Origin of the sequence: Blastococcus tunisiensis (assembly GCF_900112815.1) — a bacterium.
GTDB classification, from domain to species: Bacteria; Actinomycetota; Actinomycetes; order Mycobacteriales; family Geodermatophilaceae; genus Blastococcus_B; species Blastococcus_B tunisiensis.
Map to the genome: position 1 here is coordinate 1 of NZ_FOND01000035.1, position 22,513 is coordinate 22,513.

Below are 22,513 nucleotides of genomic sequence, written 5' to 3' on the forward strand. Positions count from 1 at the left end.
CTCGGACAAGGGCGTTCAATACGTCGCCGTGCGCTACACCCAGCGCCTCGCCGAGGCCGGCGCGGTCGCGTCGGTCGGCTCCACCGGCGACTCCTACGACAACGCCCTCGCCGAGGCCTTCAACTCCCTCTTCAAGGCCGAACTCGTGCGCAACCGCGGCCCCTGGAAGGGCATCGACGACCTCGAGATCGCCGTCGCCGAGTACGTCGACTGGTTCAACCACCGACGCCTACACGGCGAGATCGGCCTGATCCCACCGGCCGAGCACGAGGACCACTTCTACCGGCACAACCCCGTGGCGACTACCGTCGCCGCGTCAGTTCCGAGTCTCCACTGAACTCGGGGCGAGACAGGGTCGGTCGCGATGGCGGTCGGCTCCAGGCCAGCCAGCTGGGCCGCATCGCCGAACAGGTGCACGTGCAGTGCCCACTCGGCAGCGGCGTCGGCCCGAGCCAGGGTGCGGAGGACCACCAGCTCACGAGCCCGGATGGGCAGATCGAGATCACGCAGCACGGTCGTCGTCGCTCGTCGCAAGTCCCGTAGCGCTGCGGGTGCGTGGGCGAGGAGGGCGAACAGCTCCATCGCACGCCCGTCGGGCAGGCGGTAGGGAGTCAGCTCCGCCTGCAAGTCGTCGTCGAGGTCTGGCGGTTGGATTCGGGACATCTCAACCGACCATCGACGCAGGCAGGACCATTTGGCGAACGTCGTCGGCCACCAACAGCTGCGGGACGGTGGCCGCCCGCACCTCGTCGATCGACACGCCCGGGGCCAGCTCGACGAGCAGGAGGCCGTCAACGGTGACGTCTATGACGGCCAAATCGGTCACGATGCGGTCGACCACGCCGGCTCCGGTCAATGGAAGTGAGCAGGTCTGCACGATCTTCGGGTCACCGCGGCGCGTGCGGTGTTCCATCGCGACGATCACCCGGCGGGCGCCATGCACCAGGTCCATGGCGCCGCCCATGCCCTTGAGCGGGCTCCCGGGTACCGTCCAACTGGCGAGGTCGCCGGCGGCCGACACCTCCATGCCGCCCAACACGGCAACGTCCAGGTGCCCACCCCGGATCATGGCGAAGGACAACGAGCTGTCGAAGAAGGTCGCGCCGGCCCCCACCGTCACGGTCTGCTTGCCGGCGTCGATCAGATCGGGGTCCTCCTCGCCCGGTAGGGGTTGACCAGTCACGCCCAAGACGCCGTTCTCGCTGTGGAAGACCACGGCGACGTCGTCAGGCACGAAGGACGGAACCAACGTCGGGAGACCGATCCCCAGGTTGACGTACTGGCCGTCCCGCAGGTCCATGGCCACGCGCGCGGCAATCTGTCGTCGTGTTGCGGTCACCGGTACACCCCCAACTGCTCCTGCTGACCCTGGACGGTCAGCCTGTCGATGCGCTTGGGCGTTCCGGCAGGGACAACAACCAGCCGCTGGGTGAAGATGCCGGGCAGATGGACGCGATCGGGGTCGAGTTCGCCGACGTCGATGATCTCCTCGGCCTCCACGATCGTCACCGCACCGGCCATCGCGGCCAGTGGATTGAAGTTCCGCGCCGTAGCGTGGAAGACGAGGTTGCCCGCCGTGTCCGCGACGGCGGCCCGGACGAGGGCGAAGTCGGTCCGCACAGCCCGCTCGAGGACGTGCGGAACGCCGTCGAACACCATCACGGGGCGAGGCGGGCTGGCGACAGCAACACCTCCACTGCCGTCGTAGCGCCACGGGATTCCGCCGTCGGCGACGGGGGTGGCCACCCCCGCGCGCGTGTAGAAGCCGGCGATCCCCGAACCACCCGCCCGTAGGCGTTCGGCGAGGGTTCCTTGGGGCACGAGTTCCAGCTCCACCTCGCCGGCGAGCCAACGCTCGGTCAGCGCCGGGTTGTCCCCAATGTAGGACGCCGTCACGCGGGCCAACTGCCCGTCCACGAGCAGGCCGGCGAGGCCGTAGTCCTCGACCCCGCAGTTGTTGGACACTACGTGGAGGTCTCTCACGCCGCTCTTGCGCAGCGCCTCCAACAGCACGATCGGCAGGCCGCACGCGCCGAATCCACCCACGGCCAGGGACGCACCGTCGCCAATGTCGGCTACCGCGGCGGCCGCGTCCCCCCAGAGCTTGTCCACGTTCGCCCACCCCTCCTACCGGGGCGCCTCCCCGGCGCCGGTCGTCGTCGTTGACACCACCGACGACAGACCCTAGCGTCCCTACCGTCCGGCCGGTAGGCATCGTCTTCAAGAAGGGGTGGCACCGTGGCCGTCAACACCCACGAGTCCTCCACCGCCGAGAGCCCGCCGCCGCACATCACCCCTGACGCGCGGGAGTTGATGGGCGGACTGCTGTCCGATGCCGACCTTCTCGCCGAGCGGGGCACCGCCAGTCCTCCTGACATCGACTTGTGCATGCGCCTGGGCGCGGGACATCCGGCCGGTCCGTTCCAGCTGCGGCAGGCCGGCACTATCGCCTCCCCGCACCGGTCCGAGGACGGACCGGCCGCTGCCGAAGTCTCCGAGTCGTGGACTGGCCCCGTCGGCCTGGCTGGCACGGGCCACATGGCAGCGGGCATCGCCGAGGCGATGGTGCGCTCCGGCCGCGAGGTCCGCGTCCTGGGGCGTTCGGCCGCCAGTGCCCAGCGCCTCCATGAGGTGGTCGCGGCGAGCCTGGCCCGCCAGGTGTCGCGGGGACGACTTGACGAGCCGACCAGTCAGGCGGTCATGGCCCGGCTGGAACCGGTCGGCAACGCCGCCCAGCTCGGCGAGGTGGACGTGGTGATCGAGGCCGTGGCGGAGGACATCGAGGTCAAGCTCTCGGTCCTGCGGGACCTGAACGACCAGCTTCACCACACGGTCCCGATCGCCACCAACACCTCCTCCTACCGGGTCTCGGATCTGCGCGCCTCTGTGTCGCCGGGCCGTCCGGTCCTCGCGTTGCACTTCTTCAACCCGGCTGCAGTGATGAAGCTGGTCGAGGTGGTGGTCCCCGAGGACGTCTCAGCCGAGAACCCGTCGCTGGAGGAGCGTGCCCACGCCTGGGTCCGCGCCCTGGGCAAGACCCCGGTCCGCTGTGGCGACTCCCGGGGCTTCGTGGTCAACCGACTGCTCATCCCCTTCCTCAACGACGCCGTGGCCGCTCACGCGACGGGCCGCCCGGCTGAAGAGGTCGACGCGACCCTGGTCGAGGGTGCGCACCACCCGATGGGGCCCCTCGCACTGATCGACCTCATCGGCATCGACGTCACGGTCGCGGCACTTGAGTCGATGTTCGAAGCAGAACCAGAGCCACGACTGCGACCTCATCCGCTGCTCACCCAGATGGCCGCGACCGGGGAACTGGGCCGCAAGAGCGCGCGGGGGTTCTACGACTACCGCTGACTCCCGGACGCCTCCGACGTCGCCTGCACGCCGGCTCGGGGCCCGACGTCGCCTGCACGCCGGCTCGGGCCCGGAGGTGGCCCCTGGCCGCAGCCGCCAGCCACAGCGCCCACCAGCACCTCACGACATCCACGAGCCCCTCGAGCTCGCGAGCTCCCAGCAACCGAGAGGACGTCATGACCGCCCCATCAGTTCAGACCACCACGCTCCGCGAACAGGTCTTCATCGGCGGGGAGTGGGTGCACCCCCAGCACGGCGGGGAGAGGACTGACGTCATCGACGCCAGCAACGCCGCTGTACTCGGGTCCGTGGCGCGGGGCTCCGCAGCCGACGTGGACCGCGCCGTCGGTTCGGCCAGGGACGCGTTCACCGAGTGGTCCCAGACCTCTCCCGAGCATCGGGCGACGATGCTGGAGTCGCTCCGCGACGCCCTGGCCGAACGCGCCGAGGAGGCCGCCAGCCTGATCAGCCTTGAGGTGGGCACCCCGACCCTGATCTCCCAGCGCGTGCAGGTCGGCCTGCCGCTGCAGACCCTGCAAGGCTTCGCCGACGCGGCCCGCCACCACCCGTGGGAAGAATGCGTCGGCCCCACCCTGGTGCTGCGTGAGCCGGCCGGGGTGGTCGGCGCGATCACGCCGTGGAACTACCCCCTGCACCAGTTGGTAGGCAAGGTAGGCGCCGCCCTGGCCGCCGGCTGCACGGTCGTGGCCAAGCCCGCTGACGTTGCCCCGCTCTCGACGTTCCTGCTGGCAGAGGCGTGCGAGGCGGCGGGGCTACCGGCCGGTGTCTTCAACCTGGTGACGGGTCCCGGGAGGGAGGTCGGGGAAGCGCTCGCCGGTCATCCCGGGATCGACGTGCTGTCCTTCACCGGGTCGACCACCGTCGGCGCCCGCGTCGCGGCGCTGGCGGCAGCGAACATCACCCGGGTGACGCTCGAGCTGGGCGGCAAGTCGGCCAGCGTGCTCCTCGACGACGCCGATCTGCCCCGGGCCGTGAAGGCCAGCGTCAACAACGCCTTCCTGAACTCCGGGCAGACGTGCTCCGCGTGGACGCGCCTGGTTGTGCCACGCGAGCGTCAGGCCGAGGTGCTCGGGATGGCCGAGGCGGCCGCTGCCAAGCTCACTTTGGGGCATCCCCTCGCCGAGGGAACCCGCCTGGGGCCACTGGCATCCGCGGCCCAGCAGCGCACGGTGCGGGACTACATCGAGCTGGGGATCAGCGAGGGTGCCACCCTCGTCACCGGCGGCTCCGGAGCCCCTGCCGACCTGACCGAGGGCTTCTACGTCACCCCGACCGTCTTCGGCGACGTCGACCGTTCGGCCCGGATCGCGCAGGAGGAGATCTTCGGACCCGTCCTGTGCGTGATCCCCCATGACGGCGACGAGGACGCGATCGCGATCGCCAACGACAGCGCGTACGGGCTCGCCGGTGCGGTGTGGTCGGCGGACGAGGAGCGGGGCATGGCCGCGGTGCGCCGCATCCGCACCGGCCAGATGGACCTGGACGGGGCACGCTTCAACCCGTTCTCGCCTTTCGGCGGCTACAAGCAGAGCGGTATCGGGCGGGAGTTCGGAAACATCGGGATCGACGAGTTCGTCGAGATCAAGGGCGTGCAGCGGTGACGGCGGAACGGGTCGGGAGCAACCGGGCCGACCAACAGTCAGCAGCCAACGCCGACACGGCCAGCTGGATGGATCTCATCACCCGCTACTACGACGGGTGCAGCTCCAGTGACGTGCAGCTGATGGTCGAGACCCTGCACCCCGACGTCGTGCACTGGTTCCTGACTGGTAACGTCGGCACCCGTGCCGTGCACGGCGCCGAGCACCTTGCCCGCTACTGGCGCAAGGTCGCGCGCCCGATCCAGGCCCGCTGGGTGGTCGACACGATCTGCGCCAGCGCCGACCAGGCCGTGATCGAGTGGACGATGTTCTGGGTTCCCCCGGGCTCGTCGACACGGGTGGCCACCCGAGGTGCTGAGTGGTTCGTCCGGACGGACGGACTGATCTCCGAGATCCGGTCGTACTACCGGATGAGGCCCGAAGACACCGGCCTAGACGGCTTCCCCTACGCCGAACGCGGCTACTCCACACAGGTGGCCGAACGCAGCTCGATACATCCCGCAGCCCACACGTTCCACCACCAGAACGGCGACCAATGACCGACACCGTCAGCCTCTCTGTCACCGCGGGGGTCGCCACGATCACCTTGCGTCGCCCGGACCGGCTCAACGCCCTCGACGTGTGCACTCGACACGCCCTGCTGGACACGCTGACTGAGGTGGCCTCCGACGAAGACGCCCGCGTGGTGGTGCTCACCGGGACCGGGCGCGCGTTCTGCGTCGGCCAGGACCTGGCGGCAGTTGAGGAGCTCGAACGGGCAGAGGAGACGGTCGCGGGCACCTACAACCCGATCGCCCAACTCCTCTCCGAGATGCCCCAGGTGGTGATCGGCGCGGTGAACGGCTTGGCCGTCGGCGCCGGCCTGGGATTGACGCTCGCCTGCGACCTGCGGATCGCGGCTCGGTCAGCGAGCTTTTCGTGCGCCTTCAGCAAGGTCGCCCTGGTGCCCGACACCTCGGTCAGCTGGCACCTGGTGCGGGAGCTCGGACATGCCCGGGCGATGGAGTTGGCACTGAGCAGCCGGGCGCTCTCGGCCTCCGAGGCGCTCGCCATGGGCCTGCTCAACGAGGTCGTCGCCGACGAGGACCTCGTGTTGCGCGTCGGGGAACTGGCCGACACTCTGGCCAGCGGTCCGGCCCTGTCCCAGCGGTTGACCAAGCGGGCGTTCCGCTCCGCGCCGACGATGACATTGGCCGAGTCCCTGGCCCTGGAGGCCCGCCACCAGGGCCAGGCAGCGAGGCACCCGGACCACGTCGAGGGGCGCACTGCATTCACCGAGAAGCGGCCTGCCCGCTTCTCCTGACCCCCAGCCGAAACCCGCCGTATCGGCCTCGTGGCCACCAGCCGGTCCGGTCGAGTCAATCCAACCCGGCCAGCCCGCCGGCCGACTTTTCGGCCCCGGGCTGGCCGGAAATGACGGTGGGAGATCGAACGGCTGCCCCCGGCCGACGACAGCAGATGCCGTCCGGGATTCACAAGATCCTCCAGTCGTCGTCTCTGACGGCGGGACAGCTGCTTCCCGCTGACACAGCTCCAGCGCACCCGCGGCGTCGTGAGAACAGTGCTTGACATGACTGGGACGCACGCCACAAAATCCCCCTACCGTCCGGAAGGTAGACGTCTGTCCTTCCGGCCCGCACACCGCCGTGCCAGGAAGGACCCCCGTGACACAGTCACCGCCGCACCCGACCGCCACCGAGGCCTTGACCACCCCCGTGGAGACGCCGCCTCCCTTCGCGGTGACGCCCGAGGCCGACAGCCAGACTGACGTCCCTCGCTCGGTTGCCGAGGGCCGGCAGCATCCTCTTCGCCGCGACGGAGACCTGCTGCTCACCGGCCGCGCCGAGTTCCTCGACGACATCGTGGTGCCCGGAGTCCTGCGTGCCGCCATCCTGCGCAGCCCCCATCCACATGCGCGGATCGTGCGGGTCGACGCGTCAGCCGCAGCAACCGCTCGCGGCGTCCGCGCGGTGCTCACTCCCCAGGACACGAACGCCCTGGCCGCTCCGCTCCCGGCATTCTTCGAGCCCTCCATCGTCGGCGGCAAGACCAGTACCTTCTACTGCCTGCCGCCGGACAAGGTCACCTACGTCGGCGAACCGATCGCCGCGGTGGCGGCCGAGACCCTCGCCGACGCTGAAGCGGCCCTGGCCTTGATCCAGGTGGACTACGAGATCCTGCCGGCAGTCATCGACGCCGAAGAGGCCATGGCAGCCGACGCACCGCTGGTCTTCGAGGAGTGGGGGGACAACGTGCTCGCCGCGTTTCCCTTCGCCGAGGGCGACGCAGCGGCAGCCATCGCGGCGGCACCCCACCGGCTCTCGGGCGAGCTGCACTCGCAACGTCACCACACGGCGCCGATGGAGACCCGCGGCTACATGGCCAGCTGGGACCGCGGGGGCCGGCTGACGTTCTGGGGATCCACCCAGAACCCGCATCCGCTGCGCACCAACCTCTCGACCGTCCTGGGGATGCCCGAGGACCGCATCCGGGTCATCGCCACGCGGCTGGGTGGCGCCTTCGGCCACAAGTTCAACGGCTACGCCGAGGAGCCGCTGGTCTGCCTGCTCGCCCGCGCCGCAGGGGCACCGGTGAAGTGGCAGGAGACCCGGGCGGATGCACTGCTGGTGGGGGCCCGTGAGTTCTCCCACCGGTTCACCGTCGGCTACGACGACAACGGCCGGATCCTGGGTCTGCAAGACCGCATCGTGGGCAACATCGGGGCCTTGGGCACGTGGGGCGGATGGAGCATGACCTTTCCCGCGGGCATGACGTTTCCCGGCCCCTACAAGGTCGCCGACTACGAAGTGATCTCCCATGCGGTGGTCACCAACAAGGCCCCCTGGAACGGGGCTCGAGGGTATGGCAAGGAGACCGCCTGCCTCGCGCTGGAGCGGATGATCGACCTCATCGCGGCGGATCGCGGACTCGATCCCGCCGACGTACGACGGGTCAACTTCATCCCCGAGGACGAGTTCCCGTTCTGGACTGCGGCCAAGCACCTGGACAGCGGCAACTACGTCGGGGCCTTGAACAAGGTGCTGGAGCTGGCCGACTACCCGGCACTGCGGGCCCGCCAGCAATCCGCTCGCGCGGAAGGGCGGCTTGTCGGAGTCGGCATCGCCTTCGAACTCACACCAGAGGGTGGGGACTTTGCTGGCAGCTTCGTGCGCGGCTTCGACACATCCACGGTGCGCGTCCACCCCAGCGGTGCAGTCACCGTGCTCACCGGGGTCACCAGCCCGGGAACGGGCAACGAGACCAGCATCGCCCACCTGGTGGCGTGCGAGCTAGGCATCCCCAGCGAGCAGGTCGCCGTCGTCCAAGGCGACACCGACAGCTGCCCTTACGGATTCGGCAACTTCAGCAGTCGCAGCCTTGCGACAGGTGGCGCAGCGGCGGTCCTCGCCTCACGGGAGATCCGTAGCCGGCTGGCGGATGCGGCAGCCGCGCTGCTCGAGTGCGAGGCTGACGCCCTCGTCTTCGACGGTGGCACCGTCACCAGCCGCACCGACACCAGCAAGTTTGTGCCCTTCAACGAGGTGGCAGAGACCGTCTACCGACGCGGACTGGCGGCGCCAGGTCTGGACCAGCCGTTGCTCGAAGTCACCAAGGTGGACCTTCCGCACAACTTCCACCACGTGCCCGACGACAAGGGACGCTTCAGCGGCTACCCGAGCTTTCCCTACTCCGCGCACGTCGCCGTGGTGGAGATCGACGCCGACACCGGGGTCGTGGAGCTCGCCGAGTACTACGCCGTCGACGACTGCGGCAACGTCGTGAGTCCGCGGTTCGTCGCCGGCCAGCTCTACGGTGCCATCGCCATGGGCATCGGAGGTGCCCTCTGGGAACACCAGCCCTACAGCGCCGACGGGCAACCGACCGCAACCCAGTTCAAGCACTACCTGAGCCCCCGTGCAGGAGACCTACCGACGATCAACCTGGCGTCCCAGCACACCCCCAGCCCCTTCACCCTTCTCGGCACCAAGGGCGCCGGCGAGAGCGGAGTGGGCGGCGGACTGGCCGCTTGCACCAACGCGGTCAACGACGCGCTGGCACCCCTGGGCGGGCAGGCCCACCATCTGCCCCTGAACGCACCCAACGTCCTCGCCGCGATCGACGCGGCCGCGGCGACCACGACCGGAGGTCCTCGGTGATCCGCACGGCCCTGCGCTACCACCGCCCCTCCACCGCCGCGGAGGTGAGCGAGCTCCTGCTGCAGCACGACGGCGACGTGGCAGTCCTGGGCGGCGGGACCCAACTGCTGCCGCAGATGAACCGCGACCAGGTGCACGTGAGCAACCTTGTGGACCTGCGGGGACTCGGCCTCCGTGAAATCGTCGCCACCGACGACGAGCTGACGCTGGAAGCCCTAGTCACCTACAGTGACGTCCTCCTCTCCCGAGACGTGGCAGACGCAGCCCCCCACGTTCAGCGGGTGTCGCGGGGAGTCACTGGGGGCAAGCAGCTGCGAAACACCGGCACCTTGGCAGGCTCAGCCTGTTTCGCGATGCCCGGCTCAGACATGCCGGCCGCACTGGTCGGTTTGCAGGCCCAGTACCGCCTGCACGGTCCCCGGGGAGCCCGGATGGTGAAGGCCTCCGACTTCTACACAGCTGCCTTCGCCACCACCCTGGGGCCAGGGGAGTTCGTGGAGGCCATCGTCATCCCCCGCGGTACCGGCTCGACGGGCTACTGCAAGGTCAAGCACAGCTCCGGCAGTTGGCCCATCGCCACGGCCACCGCCACCATTTCCGAGACCGAGGCGCGCGTGACGTTGGGCAGCGTTCAGGCGATCCCCCTGCAGATCGACGTCACCGACCTCATCGGCTCGAACGAAACCCGACGCATCGACGACGCTGTTCTCCGCGAGCGGATCACTGCTGCTGTCACCGACCCCTGGACCGATGTGCTGGCTCCAGGCAGCTACCGAGCCCGCGTCGCGGGCACCGTGGCCGCACGCGCCTTCACCGAGCTCGAAGGGAGCCTCGCATGAGCACCGACCACGCCACCAACCGTTCCCAGGCTGCAGCAGACGACGCCGCTGTCCCAGGGCGCAGCATCGAGCTCACCGTGAACGGAGCCCCCCGACGGGTCACAATCAGCGACCGCGATCTCCTGGTCGACGTCGTCCGCGGCCAGTTGAACCTCATCGGTACCAAGGTCGGCTGCTACAACGGCGACTGCGGCGCCTGCACGCTGAAGGTTGACGGTCAGATCAAGAAGTCCTGCGTCGTCCTGGCCGCGTCCGTCGACGGCAGTTCCATCACCACGATCGAGGGCGTCGCCGGTCCTGATGGCGCACTCGATGAGGTCCAGCAGGCGTTTTGGGACAACGACGCATTCCAATGCGGCTTCTGCCTTCCGGGACACCTGTTCGCGACCCGCGACCTCCTAGACGCAGACCCGGACCCGACCGAACAGGACGTCCGCGATGCCCTGGTGGGAAACCTGTGCCGTTGCACTGGCTACGTGAATCTCGTCAACGCCGCCATGGACGCAGCGGAGCGACGACGGTCGAACGGAAGCGCCTGCCCGCGCCGTGCCGGTGACACCGAGGGCCCTCAGCCCGCTGACGCGTGCACCCTGCATCACTGACGTGGGCCCCACGCCGCCGCGCCAGACGGCGGGCCGACAACCCATCCAGGACCTGCAGCCGAGCCAGGTCCTGGATGGGTCGCCCGCACAGGGCGGCGGGAAGCCACTTCTCGCTCGACCCGGAGCGGATCATGGACTCGTCCAGTCCGCCGAACAGAATGACGAGCTGGCTGCAGTGCGACGCAAGTCCTTCGTCGACGCATCGGCGCAGCTCCGGCCGCGCTGGTCGCCTGGAAGCGGGATGACCTTGACCCCGGCCGCGGCCGCATCCCGGTCAACGATCTCCTCGGTCAGGCGAAGTCCAACAAGGGCGGTGCGTCCCGGTCATGACCGGCAGGCCTGGCGCACCGCCACTCCTACGCCCCGGGGCGTGCGCGGGTGGGGAATCGCCCCCGACAGGCGGTTCAAGTCCCCCCTCGTACACTTGGAAGCGGGATCTCCCCATCTCTCTGGCCCAGAGCCAGCCTCTGCGGGCCACGACCGACACGGTCAACGCCGGCAATTCTGCGGCAACCGTCCCCTCGCAGCACCACCCCAGACCGAGTCCGATCTGGCGGCGCTGCGCCGCGTCCTGGCCGCGGCTGCCGATCCCGGGGCGGCCAGGACCGGTCGGCCGGTGCCTAATACCGCTCCCCCGCCGCACCCGGCCGTGCACCGCCGCGCCGTCGCCACGGCGCACTGCCTCGATACGGTCCGCTGATGCGGAGCGCCCCGTCCAGGCAGCTGGCCCCGATCCGGCTGCTGCAGATGAACGCGTTCGTCAGCATCCTGGACCGCTTCGCGATGCCACCGCTGCTCATCGCGATCGCCGCCGACCTCGACGTCCCGCTGTCGGCAGTCGTGCAGGCGGCCGGCGCGTACTTCCTGGCCTACGGGCTCAGCCAGCCGCTCTGGGGAGTGGTGTCGGACTCCCTGGGCCTGGTGCGCACCATGCGGCTGGCCCTGGCGGTCGCCGGGCTCGCCGCCGTGGCCGCCGCGTTCGCCTGGACCCCGTTGGCGCTCGGGCTCGCCCGCGGGGTGGGCGGTGCCTTCTTCGGCGCCGCCTACCCCGCGGGCATCATCTACGTCGGCGACACGGTGCCCTCGGACCGCCGCCAGCGGGAGCTCACCCGGCTCATGGTCGGGTGGGCCTGCGGCACCGCACTGGCGTCGGTGGGGGCCGGCGTGGTCGCGCAGCTGTTCACCTGGCGGGCGGTCTTCGTGGTCACGGGGTTGGGCGCGTTGGCGTTGTCGGTGATGCTGCGGCTCCTCGACGAGCCCCCGCGGACCCGGGCCCACCACAACCCGATGGCGCCGTTCCTGACCGTCGCCCGGTCGCGGACGGCGCTGTTCGTGCTGGTCTTGGCCTTCGTGGAGGGCGGCGTGCTCCTCGGCGTCCTCACCCTGCTACCCACAGCGATCGAGGCCGCCGGCGCCTCCACCGCCCTCGCCGGAGGAATCACGGCGATCTACGGCGTCACCGTCCTTGTCTTCGCGACTGTCGTCGGCCGACTGTCCCGGCGCCTGCCTGCCTCGCGGCTGATCGCCGTCGGCGCCGCGGCAACGGTCGCCGCATGCCTGCTGCTGTCCCTGTCCCGGACGGCGCCCGCGGCGGTCGCCGTCGCGATCCTGCTGGGCCTCGCGTGGGCCGCCATGCACTCGTCGCTGCAGACCTGGGCCACCGACGTGCTCCCGGCGGCGCGGGCCACCCTCGTGTCCCTGTTCGCCGGGGCGCTGTTCTGCGGCAGCGCGGTCGCCGCGGTGGCCGTCGCGGACCTGGCCGACGGCGGCCGCTACCGCCTCATCTTCCTGACCGCCGGGCTCGTCGCCGTCCCCCTCGGGCTGGTGGCCGTCTGGGGACGAGCCCGATGGCGACGGCCCGGCCGACGCAGTCCGGGAATTCCTCCACTGCAGCACAGGCCCTCCAGGTGGTCGCCGACCTTGCCCCCGCCGACGGCCTCGCCGGACCCCTCCTGCTCGCCGCCACCGGCCGGCCGGGTCTTCCGGCGGACTACTCGGTACTCTGACGCGGCCGAGGAACTTAACCCCTGATCCCACGCTGCCAGGGGGCTCGGGGGCATCCGAGGGGGTTCGCCAAAGTTCGTTTCCGCAGGTCGCACGCAAGTGCTGTCGTCGGTGGACCCTACGCACGACCGTGAACTCGGGAGCTTGGCCACCATCGTGGCACCACCCCGAAGCCGCGTGATCGACCGTATTGACCCGACCCACGACCACGACAGAAGGGCAGCGCGGTTGAGTACGTCGCTCAACAGTCAGCGCGATGGACAGGTCAGTATGACGGCCGGGAAACGTCTAAACCATCGGCCCTTCGGGCCCAAGGTCGGGCCGCGCTCCCGGACGACGGTCGAGGACGCCGCAACTCGTCGACCCATAGCGGTCGCCGCCATAGGTCTCCTCGGCGTGCGCGGTGCCGGTAGCGGTGCCGCCACCCGAAGGGTCGCCGGCTTCACCCGGCGTAGGTGGCGGCGTGCTCCGCAGTCAACGAGACATGCCCGGGATTCGTCACGAACCAATGGCGCAAGGCGACTTCGCCCTCCGGTCACGTGCGGAACGCAGGGTCATTGTTGGTGCCAGTCCACGGGTGCCGATGGTGATCCGCCGCTCCCCTACGCCTGAGCAATGACCGGGGGGTGTACCAACGATGATGTGCTGGTTGTGGAGTCGAGGAGAAGTAGGCTTCCACTTTTCGTGCACCCGCAGCTCGGTCTTGAGCTTGGGTGTGGTGGATGGCGTCCAGAAGTCTGCCGCGCGCTACTAGCGCTCACTGAACGTCATGTTCTGGGTGAATCGTCCTGGATCTTGTGGAGGCTCCGTCAGATCCAGGACGGTTTAGATCCGCGGCGTATCACCCGCCCAAGGGCCAGGGGACCAGCGGCGGCATCTGGTTACCCCGGTGGGAGATGCCGTCGGCATCGCGGGTCAGGGTGCGGTGTTCGTGGCTGCCGGCGGCGTGGGCGATGGCGGCGAGGACGAGGGTGAGGGCGCGGTGGTCGAGGCCACCAGCGAGGTCGCCGAGGTCGACGGGGTAGGCGTCGGCGATGCTGACGGCTGCTTGGAGGACCCGACGTTCGCTGCTGTTCCCGGTGATCGTGCCGATGCGCATGGCCGCGTCGAGGTCTGACCAGGCGATGTGGGCCCACAGTCCATCGCCGTCGACGTTCCCGTCGAGGGTGATCAGTCCGGTGTTCTGCAGCTGCGGTAGCCAGTGGCCGGCGGTGATCAGCAGGAGGATCGCGGCCTCGTCGGAGTAGTCGCCCAGGGCCGCGCGCAGCAGGGCGTTCTCCACGTCGACCGGGTCGAGGTCGGCGGCTCTGGGTTCGAAGATCACTGGGCCCTCCTCTCCCGGCCGGCAGGGTCGGGGTTAACTGTGCCGTTGGGGTCTGACAGGCGCGGCCGGAGACGGGTGTGCGACGGCGGACGCGCGACCCCTTGCCGCCGGCCGGCCACCGAACCGGCCCTCGCCTCGGCGTGGCCGCCCTCGCAGGGGTGCGGGGGCGGCCGGACGTCGGTCAGGTGGCGTCGGGTGAGGGGTCGTCGGTGTGTTGGTCCGCGGAGTTGATGATCTGTTGTTCGATGTCGGCGAGTGTGTAGCCGCAGGAGTCCAGGAACCGCAGCCAGCGGGCGTCGCCGGTGCCGGGGTTGCGCCAGGACTGGCGGTGCAGCCCGGACTCGATGCCCCCGGCGACGTGGGCGAGCAGCGCCACGGCGAGCCGGGCGTCGGGGACCTGTTCGCCGCTGGTCAGCGTGAGCGCGGGCTTGTCCCGGGTGGTCCACTCCTGGCCGGGGGCGTCGATGCCGAGGTCGGCGGCGGCGGTGTCCTGGGCGCGGTTGGGTTGCCCGGACAGCCACCGGGACAGTGCCCGGGGGTCGGTGGCCAGTGTTTCGACGGCGAACCGTAGCGCCGTCTTGGGTGTGGTCTTGCGCTGCAGCAGGCCCTTGATCCACTCTCGGCGGGTCTCGTTGGCTGCGGCCATCGCCTTGTTGTTCTCGATGGTGGTCCGCCGTTCGGCCGCGGCGGCTTCTCGCTCGGCCTCGCCGGGTGGCTCACCGCCTGCGTTGCCGGGCAGGGCGGTGGTCGTCCAGCGGGCGCGGTGGCCGTTGCCGGTCGGGTCGGTGCACACCTCCACGGCTTGTGGCCCCTGCCAGCCGGTGGTGTTCACGTAGACCGCCGAGCCGGGGCAGCCGGCGTGGCCGTCGGCGGTCAGCGACTCGCCCTCGTGCTCGAGGTCGGCCAGCCGGGTGCGGGCGCGCCCGGTGTCCTCGTCCAGGACGGTGCGCCCGGCGGCGGTCAGCTCCGCCAGCAGGGCGGCGGCCTGCTCCGCTTCCTCCCTCGCCTGCTTGGCGCGGGTCAGCGCGTGGGCGAACCGCCCCGGCCCCTCTCCCGCTGCCACGACCAGGGCGGCGGTCGTGTCGGCGTCGCCCGCGTAGACGGCGACGGCGGCGGCCTGGTCCAGGGTCAGCCCGGCACCGGCCACCGCGGCGGCAGTGTCGCCGTCCAGCCGGGCCACGCCGGCGGCCTTGGCGACCCGCTTGCGGCCCAGCCCGGTCGACTTGGCCACCCTGGTCAGCGGAACGCCGAGGTCGAGCATCGCCTGCACGCCGCGGGCTTCCTCCACCGCGGACAGGCCCTGGCGGTGCAGGTTCTCGGCCAGCATCGCGCCCACGTGCCCGGCCTGGGCGGCCCGGTCGCCGTCGAGCGCAGCGGGGTCGGGGGCGAGGTCGGGGCGCAGCAGGCACGGCACCGCGGTCAGTCCGGCGAGGATCGCGGCGGCCGCCCGGCGGTGCCCGGCCACCAGCTGGTGGCCCGGCGCGCCGTCGGCGGCGGCGTGCGGGATCACGGTGAGGGCCTCCAGCACGCCCTGGGCGGCGATCGAGTCGGCCAGCCCGGACAGGTCGCCGAGATCGTCGCGGATGTTGCGGGGGTGCACGGCCAGCCCCCGGGGGTCCAGCCACACCAGCCGGTGTGCCCGGCCGCTGTCCCCGGCCGTCCCGGCGCGTGCGCTGCCGGGAGCGGCCGGGTCGACGTGCTCGGTCTCGCGCTGCTCGATCCCGGCACTTTGAGCGTTTTCGGTCGCGGAAGGCTCGTCAGGCGTGCCCTCCCGGCCGGTGTTCAGGGCGTTCACTGGCGTGGTCGTGGTCATGGCGGGTTCTCCTTCGAAGTCCGAAAGTCTTCGTGGTGTCGGCGGGGATGGTGTTGGTGTCGGTCATGTCGGCGTCCGGTCGGTCAGCCGGCGAAGGCGCGAGCGCCCGCGAGTGGCTCGGCCGAGCCGGCGGGCGGGGCGGCTTCCCCGTCCCCCGGCGGGTTCTCGGTGCTTTCGGCGCTGTCGGCGGCGTCGTCGAGGTGGTCGAGGATGCGGCGGGCGGCGGCGGTCACCGTGACCGCGGCGCCGCGCACGACGTCGGTGTCCCCGGCCGACCAGGCCGCGACGTAGGGGACGGTGTAGCCGCCGGAGTCCAGCCCGGCCCAGGCGGTGACGATGTAGGCGACTGACTCGGCTTCGGCCTCGGCCCGCCCGCGGCAGCCCCGGTAGTCGAAGTCGTCGGCGGTGTGCCCGCACTCGATGTGCGCCAGCTCGTGGGCGAGGGTCTTCACCGCCTGCGCGTCGGCGACGTCCGGACGGACCCGCACGGCGCGGGCTGCCGGGTCGGTGACGCCGTTGGCCTGCCCGCAGGCCTCGCGGACGAGCGTGTAGCCGTGGCCGGTGACCTGGGTGGCCAGCGCCTCCCACAGGGCGGCGGGTGCGTCACCCGTGAGCAGCTCGGGGACGACATCGGGCAGCGGGTCGCCCTCAGTCTGGGAGATGTCGAACACGTGCGCGACGCGGAACCCGCGCAGCACCCGCCCCCGGGCCGACAGGTCGGCGTCCCCGCCGGCCGGCTCCCCCGCCGTTCCCGTCGTCGTCGCGGTCACGGGTACGGCCCGGTCGGTTTCCTGCCCGGTGCCAGTGCCGGCGTCCTTGCGCGTGTAGGTGCAGGGGGCCAGGACCGCCAGCCCGGTGGACCCCTTGACCACGCTGCGGCCCAGCGCCTTCCAGGTGCCGAACCCGGCGACCCGGGTCGGGCTGATGCCCAGCCGCGCGGCCTGCAGCTCGATCAGCAGCTGGTTGCCCAGGCTGTAGGTGTGGAACTTCGCGGCCGCGTCGAGCATCGCCCGCCACTGCGGATCAGCGGTCAGCTGCTCGACGCGCTCGCCGATCTGCTCGTGCAGGGCGGCGATCTTCGCCGCCCGAGCGACGTCGGCGGCTTCCCGCTGCGCCGGACTCAGCTGCGCCCGCCGGGCCCGGCTCCCCCTGCCGGTCCGCCTACTGCTCGTGCCGCTGGCCGCGCCGCTGGTTGTTGTGGTGCTGGTCATCTGGACCCTCCCGGAACTGGAGCCGAAGCCGGTACGGGAGGAACTGCGGAACAGGTGTCCTGCCACCCATTCCCCCGGCCCGTCCGGCACAGAGCTCTGCTCAGGGGCCGGGAGCGACGGCGGGGGACGACCGGACCAAGACTGCTTCCGCAGCGCAGCGCCCGAAGGGCGGAAGGATCTTGGTCCGGTCGGGAGGAGACGGCGCGGGAGGCCCCTACGCTGAGCTGCCGGACGGGTCGGGGGATCAGCAAGGACAGCCCGCCGCAGGCGGACCTTGACGACGGCGCAGCCGGCGCCACGCGCAGCGTGGCCCGAAGGGTGCTCCTGGCCCGCCCCAACGGCCGCGGCGCGACGACGATGTAGTTGGCGCGATCACCGGTCAGGGAGCCCCGGTCACCGGACACGTCGCGGGGACCCCTGGCGAACCGGCCACGGGCTCCGCGGTCTCGCCGTACTCGGGGTGCGGTGTCGCGCGCCATGAGTCGAGCGTGGCCAGCTCAGCGCCCGCCCGAGGGCTCCGTCCCGATGCTGTGGACGAGGAGCGATTGTCCACAGGGGCCGATTGCGCGCGAGCGCCCCGATGCTCACGGCCTGCATCGGCTGACTGGAGGACAACAGGAGGACAACTGGAGGAACCCAGGTCAGCAGCGGACCTCCGGTGGTTCTCCAGTCCCTGTGGGAGAACGGGTCCTCGACTGTCGTCGGCCTACCGGAGAACGTGGTTCACAAGCGCGGGCGGCGGAGATCGGCCAGGGACAGGGCAGCGTCGCGGAGGACAACGGGCATCGGCAGGAGACGAACTGGAGGCGGTCCCGGGAGACCGCTTATCGGGACGGGACCGAACCCAGCCGCAGTCCCGGGGGGCTGTCCACCGGCTGTCCCGGCGCCGACCCCCGGCGTCGGGAGATGAACGGCTTCCATCGCTGGCAGGTGAAGCGCCAGCGGCGGCCGCTACAGGAGAACAACTGGAGACAGGCAGACAAGGCTGGCCGTGCAGTGTCACCACCGGGCCCGAAATAGCGCCTTCTGTGGTTAAGGCACCGCCCACCACCGACGACCCCCGGGAGCCAGCCATGCCCGATCCCACCGCCGACCACGAGCCCGAGTTGCTCACCATCACCGAGGCCGCGGACGTGCTCCGCGCGCCCGTCGCCACCCTCCGGTACTGGCGACACCGGAACATCGGCCCGAACAGCTTCCGCCTCGGCCGGCGCGTCCTCTACCGCCGCGCCGACCTGCGCACCTGGATCGACGCACAAGCAGACCAGTCCCAGTCCCCGCGCCGATAGCCCCGCGCCTGGCGGAGAGCGGCTGGACCGGACACGGGGCCGCTTCCGACGCCGGGCACACGGTGAGGCCATGTGGCCACCCCGGCTGTGGACACCGACGGTCATCCACAGAACCGACCGGGACAGGCCGGCCCAGCGCGGGAACGGCGACGCTCAAATCACCGAGAGGAGGAGCGATGGGATGGATGGGCCCGGTCGTAGACGGCCAGGAGCACGAGGGCTGGGTGGTGCCGCTGTTCGCCGACGGCGCGCAAGGCGCCGGCACCAGCAGCGCCCGCGGTGTGCTGATAGCCCACCGGCCCGACGAGGGGCCGTGCAACGGCGACCGGGTGCGGCTGACCTACCGCGACGGCTCCACCGCCGAGGGACTCTGGCAGGACGGCACGCTTCTCCGCGGCGACGGGATCGTGCACGCCCACACCAGCGGCCAGGTTCGCCATGAGGTGATCGACCAGGCCGAGGAGTGGCGCCCCGACGCCGCGGTCGTCGGCTGGGCCGCCGGCTGCACCTGCGGCTGGCGCGGCACCCCCTGGACCCGCGTACCACCGGAGCTGGCCGACCCGGCGGCCCGGCGGCTGGCCACCGCTGGCCTGTGGGCCGAGCTGGAGGCCGCCGACGAGAACCGGGTGCGGCAGGAATGGCACCGGCACATTGCCGGATGGCAAGCCCTCGAAGAAGTCGAGGCGGCCGCCGCCCGGCAGGCCGCCGCCGCCCGCGCGCTCGACGAGGCGGTGCACGCCGCGCTCGCGGCCGGAGCCTCGGAGGCCGACATCGGCCGGGTCACCGGCATGACCGGCCGGTCGGCCACCGAGCGGTTGTCCGCCCGTGACTGAACAGGCGACCGGCCACCCCGGACCGAGCGACGACACCCCGCCAGGGCAGCGGGCCGTGCTCGTCGTCGACCTCGACGGCGAGCCGCTGGCGCCGCTACGCGCCCTGGAAGAGATCCTGCTGTGCCTGGGCACCTGGGAGGACGACGACCGGCGGGACCCGAGCGCCGTCACGGAGCCGCTGCCGGTGCCGGCGCCACTGGCCGACCGGGTCGCGCTCGCCGCCGTGCAGCGCCTGCTCACCACCCTGGCGCCCACCCAGTCCCAGGGGCCAGGGCGCGGCCGGCTGCTCGCCCCGGACGGCCGCTACGAGCACGCGCCGATGACCGCGCTCACCCTGCCCGCCGCCGACATCGACCTCCTCTCCGCCGCCGCCCTCGGCCACCCCGGTCTGGACTCCGACATCGCCGACCTGGTCAGTACTTTCGCCGAGCAGCTCGGCAGCGGCTACCACCGGACCCGACCGCACCGAGCTGATCTCGCTCCTCGCACGGCTGGCCGGCCTGCTCGACCTCATCCCCACCGACGACACCCGACTGCTCACCGCCCGGCTGCGGGCCACCCCGCCCGGCACCGACTGCGTGCTCAACGACGCCGAGGAAGCCGCCCACGCCCGCACCGCCGACCGCATGAACCACATCTGGGCCCACGGCTCCGGCATCGACCGCTACCTCTACTGAAACCTGCGGCCCCCGGGCCGCCAGAAGTTCACCGTCGTGAACAGTGCGTGTCGCGGACAGAGAGCGCGAGCGCACGGCGCACGATGCCGAGCATGAAGCCGACTAGGTGTGATGCCCAGCCAGGTTGTTCAACCGGGTGATGGGTGGCGCCTTCCCGACCGCTGAGTGGGGCCGGTGGTGGTTGTACTGGTGGACCCATGCTGGCAGAGCCGCGAGCCGGGCGGACTCGGAGTTGTAGAACTTCTTGAACGCCCAACCCTCGGTGAGGGTTCGGTGGAAGCGCTCGATCTTGCCGTTGGTCTGTGGGCGGTAGGGACGGGTCCGCTTCGGCGTGATGCCCAGCTCGGCGCAGGTGTCCCGCCACAGGAAGGAGCGGTAGGCGCCGCCATTGTCGCTGAGCACCCGGTGCACGGTGACGCCTCTGTCGGCGAACCAGGCGACGGCGTTGCGCAGCACGGCGACCGAGGTCTCCTTCGTCTCGTCGTCGTGAGCCTCGACGTAGGCGACGCGGGAGTGGTCGTCGATGACGGTGTGCAGGTAGCAGGTGCCGATCAGCGGCTGGTGGTACTTGCTCTTGGGTGCACCGGTTCGGGCCGCGGTCCTCGCGCGGTTCCTGAAGCCCTGTTGTCGGCCGGTGTAGCGCCACCCGCCACCGTCGGGGACCTTGCCGAGCTTCTTCACATCGACGTGGATCAGGTCGCCGGGGTGCTCGTGCTCGTAGCGCCTGATCGGCTCACCGGTCGCGCGGTCGATGTGTGTGAGCCGGTTGATCCGGCAGCGAACCAGGACCGCGTGCACGGTTGAGGAGGCCATGCCGAGTCGGTCGCCGATCTCTACCGGCCCGAGCCGCTGCTTCCACCGCAGGTACACGATCTTGCGGACTACCGGCGGCGGCGTCCGGTTCGGCTGATGATGCGGCGCCGAGGACCGGTCGAACATCCCCGCGGGCCCTTCGTCGCGGTAGCGCTCGGCCCACTTCTTGGCGGTGCGCCACGAGACGTCGTAGCGCTCGGCTGCACGGGCTGGGGACCAGCCGTGGTCAATGACCAGCCGACCAAGACGGAGTCGCGCGCGAGGCGTCAGGGCAGCGTTGGCATGGGTAGCGTGGGCCATGAAGGCCTCCTCTGGTGGCGGAGCGGTTCCTCGACAGCTCCACTCCACACCGGGAGGCCTTCGCCCATCTACAAGTCAGACACTGTGATCGCAGGCCCTCGACCAACGTGCCTGGGCATCACAACTAGGAAGTGCGGCGCCGTTAGCTGCAAAGGCGAAGCGGTGACGGGATGGGGCTTGGCGGATCGGCTGCCTGTGCTCTTATGCGCACAGCACCGCGACGAACCGGCGGACAGGGCCTTGGCCATCCCCACGAAAGACGGTCGCTTGATCGTCAGGCCGCCGTCGACGCGGACGAAGATCGGCTGACGGCGTAGATGCGAGAGCACGCGTGCGTCACCAAGTTGGTTTAGGTCTTCTCGTTCGTAGGGCGACCACAGCCCGCCGTCTAGAGGGACTGCTGCGCGAGTAGGTGACATCTGATCTGTGGTGCCGACAGGTGCCGCTGGAAGGATGTTCACCGTGCCCAAGCCCTACCCCAAGGAGTTCCGCGACGACGTCGTGAACGTCGCTCGCAACCGTGAGCCGGGCCAGCACCTGAAGCAGATCGCGGCGGACTTCGGGATCAGCGAGTCGTGCCTGACGAACTGGATGAAGGCCGCTGACGTCGAAGAAGGGGTCAAGCCCGGGACCACCGCGGCGGAGAACGCCGATCTGCGGGAGGCCCGCAAGCGGATCCGGCTGCTCGAGCAGGAGAACGAGGTCCTGCGCCGGGCTGCGGCCTATCTGTCCCAGGCGAACCTGCCGGGAAAATGATCTACCCGCTCGTCCGTGAGCTCGCCGTCGACGGGATCGCCGTGACGGTGACGTGCCGGGTTCTGAAGATCGCCCGCCAGCCCTACTACCGGTGGCTGGCCGCCCCGGTCACGGCCCGCGAACTGGTAGCGGCCTACCGGGCCAACGCGCTGTTCGACGCCCACCGGGACGACCCGGAGTTCGGCTACCGGCTGCTCGTCGACGAGGCTGCGGCGAACGGGCAGCTGATGGCGACGCGCACCGCGTGGGCGATCTGTGCGGATAACCGCTGGTGGAGCGCGTTCGGCAAGCCCCGGCGGGGCAAGGGTGGTCGTCCCGGGCCGCCGGTGCACGACGACCGGGTCAACCGGGTGTTCACCGCCGAGGCGCCCAATGCCGTGTGGTTGACCGACATCACCGAGCACCGCACCGCCGAGGGCAAGCTCTACTTGTGCGCGATCAAGGACGTGCACTCCAACCGGATCATCGGCTACTCCATCGACTCGCGGATGAAGTCCCGGCTCGCGGTCACCGCGCTCGACAACGCCGTCGCCCGGCGCCATGCCGACGGCGCCGATGTGGCCGGCTGCATCGTGCATTCGGACCGCGGATCCCAGTTCCGCAGCCGGAAATTCGTGCACGCCCTGAACCGTCATCGGCTGTCGGGATCGATGGGGCGAGTCGGCGCGGCCGGCGACAACGCGGCCATGGAGTCATTCTTCGCGTTGCTGCAGAAGAACGTGCTCGACCGCCGACACTGGCGCACCCGACAGGAGCTGCGGATCGCGATCGTCACCTGGGTCGAACGGACTTATCACCGCCGGCGCCGTCAGGACGCCCTCGGTCGACTCACGCCCATCGAGTACGAGACCATCACACCCACACTGGCCGCTCAGGCCGCGTGACCCAACCTGTCACCGATCCGCGCAGCAGTCCC

At 70.7% G+C, this 22,513-nt stretch carries 19 protein-coding genes; 12 read left to right on the plus strand and 7 right to left on the minus strand.

Annotated elements, in window-relative coordinates; genetic code table 11:
* The coding region (locus BM142_RS23765; RefSeq protein ID WP_139228977.1) for an integrase core domain-containing protein at positions 1–337 on the plus strand (337 nt) is incomplete at its 5' end.
* A gap of 327 nt (positions 338–664) precedes the next feature.
* Here the strand turns inward: BM142_RS23765 and BM142_RS24950 are convergent.
* Positions 665–1,339 (minus strand): 3-oxoacid CoA-transferase subunit B, encoded by a 675-nt coding sequence (locus BM142_RS24950; protein ID WP_092203972.1) that lies wholly within the window; start codon positions 1,337–1,339, stop codon positions 665–667.
* On the minus strand, positions 1,336–2,112 hold the full coding sequence (locus BM142_RS24955) for a CoA transferase subunit A (protein WP_092203974.1): 777 nt from the start codon (positions 2,110–2,112) through the stop codon (positions 1,336–1,338). The genes BM142_RS24950 and BM142_RS24955 overlap by 4 nt, the downstream gene beginning before the upstream one ends.
* 126 nt (positions 2,113–2,238) lie before the next feature.
* Between BM142_RS24955 and BM142_RS23780 the strand changes: the two genes are divergently transcribed.
* From BM142_RS23780 to BM142_RS23815, 8 genes are all read left to right on the plus strand, one after another.
* Positions 2,239–3,357, plus strand: a complete 1,119-nt coding sequence (locus BM142_RS23780) for a 3-hydroxyacyl-CoA dehydrogenase family protein (protein WP_092203976.1) — start codon at positions 2,239–2,241, stop codon at positions 3,355–3,357.
* 176 nt (positions 3,358–3,533) lie between these two features.
* The gene (locus tag BM142_RS23785) at positions 3,534–4,979 is read left to right on the plus strand and encodes an aldehyde dehydrogenase family protein (protein WP_092203978.1); all 1,446 of its coding nucleotides are present in this window, start codon (positions 3,534–3,536) and stop codon (positions 4,977–4,979) included.
* 68 nt (positions 4,980–5,047) lie between these two features.
* On the plus strand, positions 5,048–5,518 hold the full coding sequence (locus tag BM142_RS23790) for a nuclear transport factor 2 family protein (protein ID WP_139229004.1): 471 nt from the start codon (positions 5,048–5,050) through the stop codon (positions 5,516–5,518).
* Complete coding sequence (locus tag BM142_RS23795; protein ID WP_092203982.1) at positions 5,515–6,282, plus strand: enoyl-CoA hydratase/isomerase family protein; 768 nt, start codon at positions 5,515–5,517, stop codon at positions 6,280–6,282. The genes BM142_RS23790 and BM142_RS23795 overlap by 4 nt, the downstream gene beginning before the upstream one ends.
* A 361-nt stretch (positions 6,283–6,643) precedes the next feature.
* A complete protein-coding gene (locus tag BM142_RS23800) occupies positions 6,644–9,136 on the plus strand; it encodes a xanthine dehydrogenase family protein molybdopterin-binding subunit (protein WP_217640871.1) in 2,493 nt (830 codons plus the stop codon).
* Positions 9,133–9,975, plus strand: coding sequence for an FAD binding domain-containing protein (locus BM142_RS23805; RefSeq protein WP_175527430.1), 843 nt, complete (start codon positions 9,133–9,135; stop codon positions 9,973–9,975). Before BM142_RS23800 ends, BM142_RS23805 begins: the two co-directional genes overlap by 4 nt.
* The gene (locus BM142_RS23810; protein ID WP_092203986.1) at positions 9,972–10,577 is read left to right on the plus strand and encodes a (2Fe-2S)-binding protein; all 606 of its coding nucleotides are present in this window, start codon (positions 9,972–9,974) and stop codon (positions 10,575–10,577) included. Before BM142_RS23805 ends, BM142_RS23810 begins: the two co-directional genes overlap by 4 nt.
* A gap of 699 nt (positions 10,578–11,276) precedes the next feature.
* The gene (locus BM142_RS23815; protein WP_092203987.1) at positions 11,277–12,608 is read left to right on the plus strand and encodes an MFS transporter; all 1,332 of its coding nucleotides are present in this window, start codon (positions 11,277–11,279) and stop codon (positions 12,606–12,608) included.
* A gap of 814 nt (positions 12,609–13,422) precedes the next feature.
* On the opposite strand, the gene BM142_RS23820 is transcribed toward BM142_RS23815, so the two are convergent.
* From BM142_RS23820 to BM142_RS23830, 3 genes are all read right to left on the minus strand, one after another.
* Entirely contained in the window at positions 13,423–13,905 is a 483-nt protein-coding gene (locus BM142_RS23820; protein WP_092203989.1) for a hypothetical protein, read from the minus strand.
* Positions 13,906–14,086: 181 nt separating this feature from the next.
* Positions 14,087–15,718 (minus strand): ParB/RepB/Spo0J family partition protein, encoded by a 1,632-nt coding sequence (locus BM142_RS23825; RefSeq protein WP_092203991.1) that lies wholly within the window; start codon positions 15,716–15,718, stop codon positions 14,087–14,089.
* A gap of 83 nt (positions 15,719–15,801) precedes the next feature.
* A complete protein-coding gene (locus BM142_RS23830; protein WP_139229006.1) occupies positions 15,802–16,929 on the minus strand; it encodes an ArdC-like ssDNA-binding domain-containing protein in 1,128 nt (375 codons plus the stop codon).
* A 1,073-nt stretch (positions 16,930–18,002) separates the two neighbouring features.
* Between BM142_RS23830 and BM142_RS23835 the strand changes: the two genes are divergently transcribed.
* Together BM142_RS23835 and BM142_RS23840 are read left to right on the plus strand one after the other, a co-directional pair.
* Positions 18,003–18,218, plus strand: a complete 216-nt coding sequence (locus BM142_RS23835) for a helix-turn-helix domain-containing protein (RefSeq protein ID WP_092203993.1) — start codon at positions 18,003–18,005, stop codon at positions 18,216–18,218.
* 185 nt (positions 18,219–18,403) lie between these two features.
* Positions 18,404–19,051: a hypothetical protein gene (locus BM142_RS23840; RefSeq protein ID WP_254791216.1), complete on the plus strand. Its 648-nt coding sequence runs from the start codon at positions 18,404–18,406 to the stop codon at positions 19,049–19,051.
* A gap of 94 nt (positions 19,052–19,145) precedes the next feature.
* Here the strand turns inward: BM142_RS23840 and BM142_RS25350 are convergent, their stop codons facing one another.
* Together BM142_RS25350 and BM142_RS23850 are read right to left on the minus strand one after the other, a co-directional pair.
* On the minus strand, positions 19,146–19,502 hold the full coding sequence (locus BM142_RS25350; RefSeq protein WP_254791218.1) for a hypothetical protein: 357 nt from the start codon (positions 19,500–19,502) through the stop codon (positions 19,146–19,148).
* 328 nt (positions 19,503–19,830) lie between these two features.
* On the minus strand, positions 19,831–20,841 hold the full coding sequence (locus tag BM142_RS23850) for an IS481 family transposase (protein WP_139229007.1): 1,011 nt from the start codon (positions 20,839–20,841) through the stop codon (positions 19,831–19,833).
* A gap of 462 nt (positions 20,842–21,303) precedes the next feature.
* Between BM142_RS23850 and BM142_RS23855 the strand changes: the two genes are divergently transcribed.
* Positions 21,304–22,481, plus strand: a protein-coding gene (locus BM142_RS23855; RefSeq protein ID WP_092200931.1) for an IS3 family transposase whose coding sequence is annotated in 2 segments (ribosomal slippage) — positions 21,304–21,588 and positions 21,591–22,481 — 1,176 coding nt in all. Because the reading frame shifts where the segments join, the coding sequence is not laid out codon by codon here.
* The last annotated feature ends 32 nt before the right edge of the window (positions 22,482–22,513 follow it).

Excerpts from the sequence above, each read along its gene's own strand:
- BM142_RS23840 (WP_254791216.1), top strand. The coding sequence starts at position 18,404 with ATGGGCCCGGTCGTAGACGGCCAGGAGCACGAGGGCTGGGTGGTGCCG.
- BM142_RS23830 (WP_139229006.1), bottom strand. The coding sequence starts at position 16,929 with ATGACCAGCACCACAACAACCAGCGGCGCGGCCAGCGGCACGAGCAGT.
- BM142_RS23835 (WP_092203993.1), top strand. The coding sequence starts at position 18,003 with ATGCCCGATCCCACCGCCGACCACGAGCCCGAGTTGCTCACCATCACC.
- BM142_RS23815 (WP_092203987.1), top strand. The coding sequence starts at position 11,277 with ATGCGGAGCGCCCCGTCCAGGCAGCTGGCCCCGATCCGGCTGCTGCAG.
- BM142_RS23810 (WP_092203986.1), top strand. The coding sequence starts at position 9,972 with ATGAGCACCGACCACGCCACCAACCGTTCCCAGGCTGCAGCAGACGAC.
- BM142_RS23850 (WP_139229007.1), bottom strand. The coding sequence starts at position 20,841 with ATGGCCCACGCTACCCATGCCAACGCTGCCCTGACGCCTCGCGCGCGA.
- BM142_RS23825 (WP_092203991.1), bottom strand. The coding sequence starts at position 15,718 with ATGACCACGACCACGCCAGTGAACGCCCTGAACACCGGCCGGGAGGGC.
- BM142_RS23785 (WP_092203978.1), top strand. The coding sequence starts at position 3,534 with ATGACCGCCCCATCAGTTCAGACCACCACGCTCCGCGAACAGGTCTTC.
- BM142_RS23795 (WP_092203982.1), top strand. The coding sequence starts at position 5,515 with ATGACCGACACCGTCAGCCTCTCTGTCACCGCGGGGGTCGCCACGATC.
- BM142_RS23790 (WP_139229004.1), top strand. The coding sequence starts at position 5,048 with ATGGATCTCATCACCCGCTACTACGACGGGTGCAGCTCCAGTGACGTG.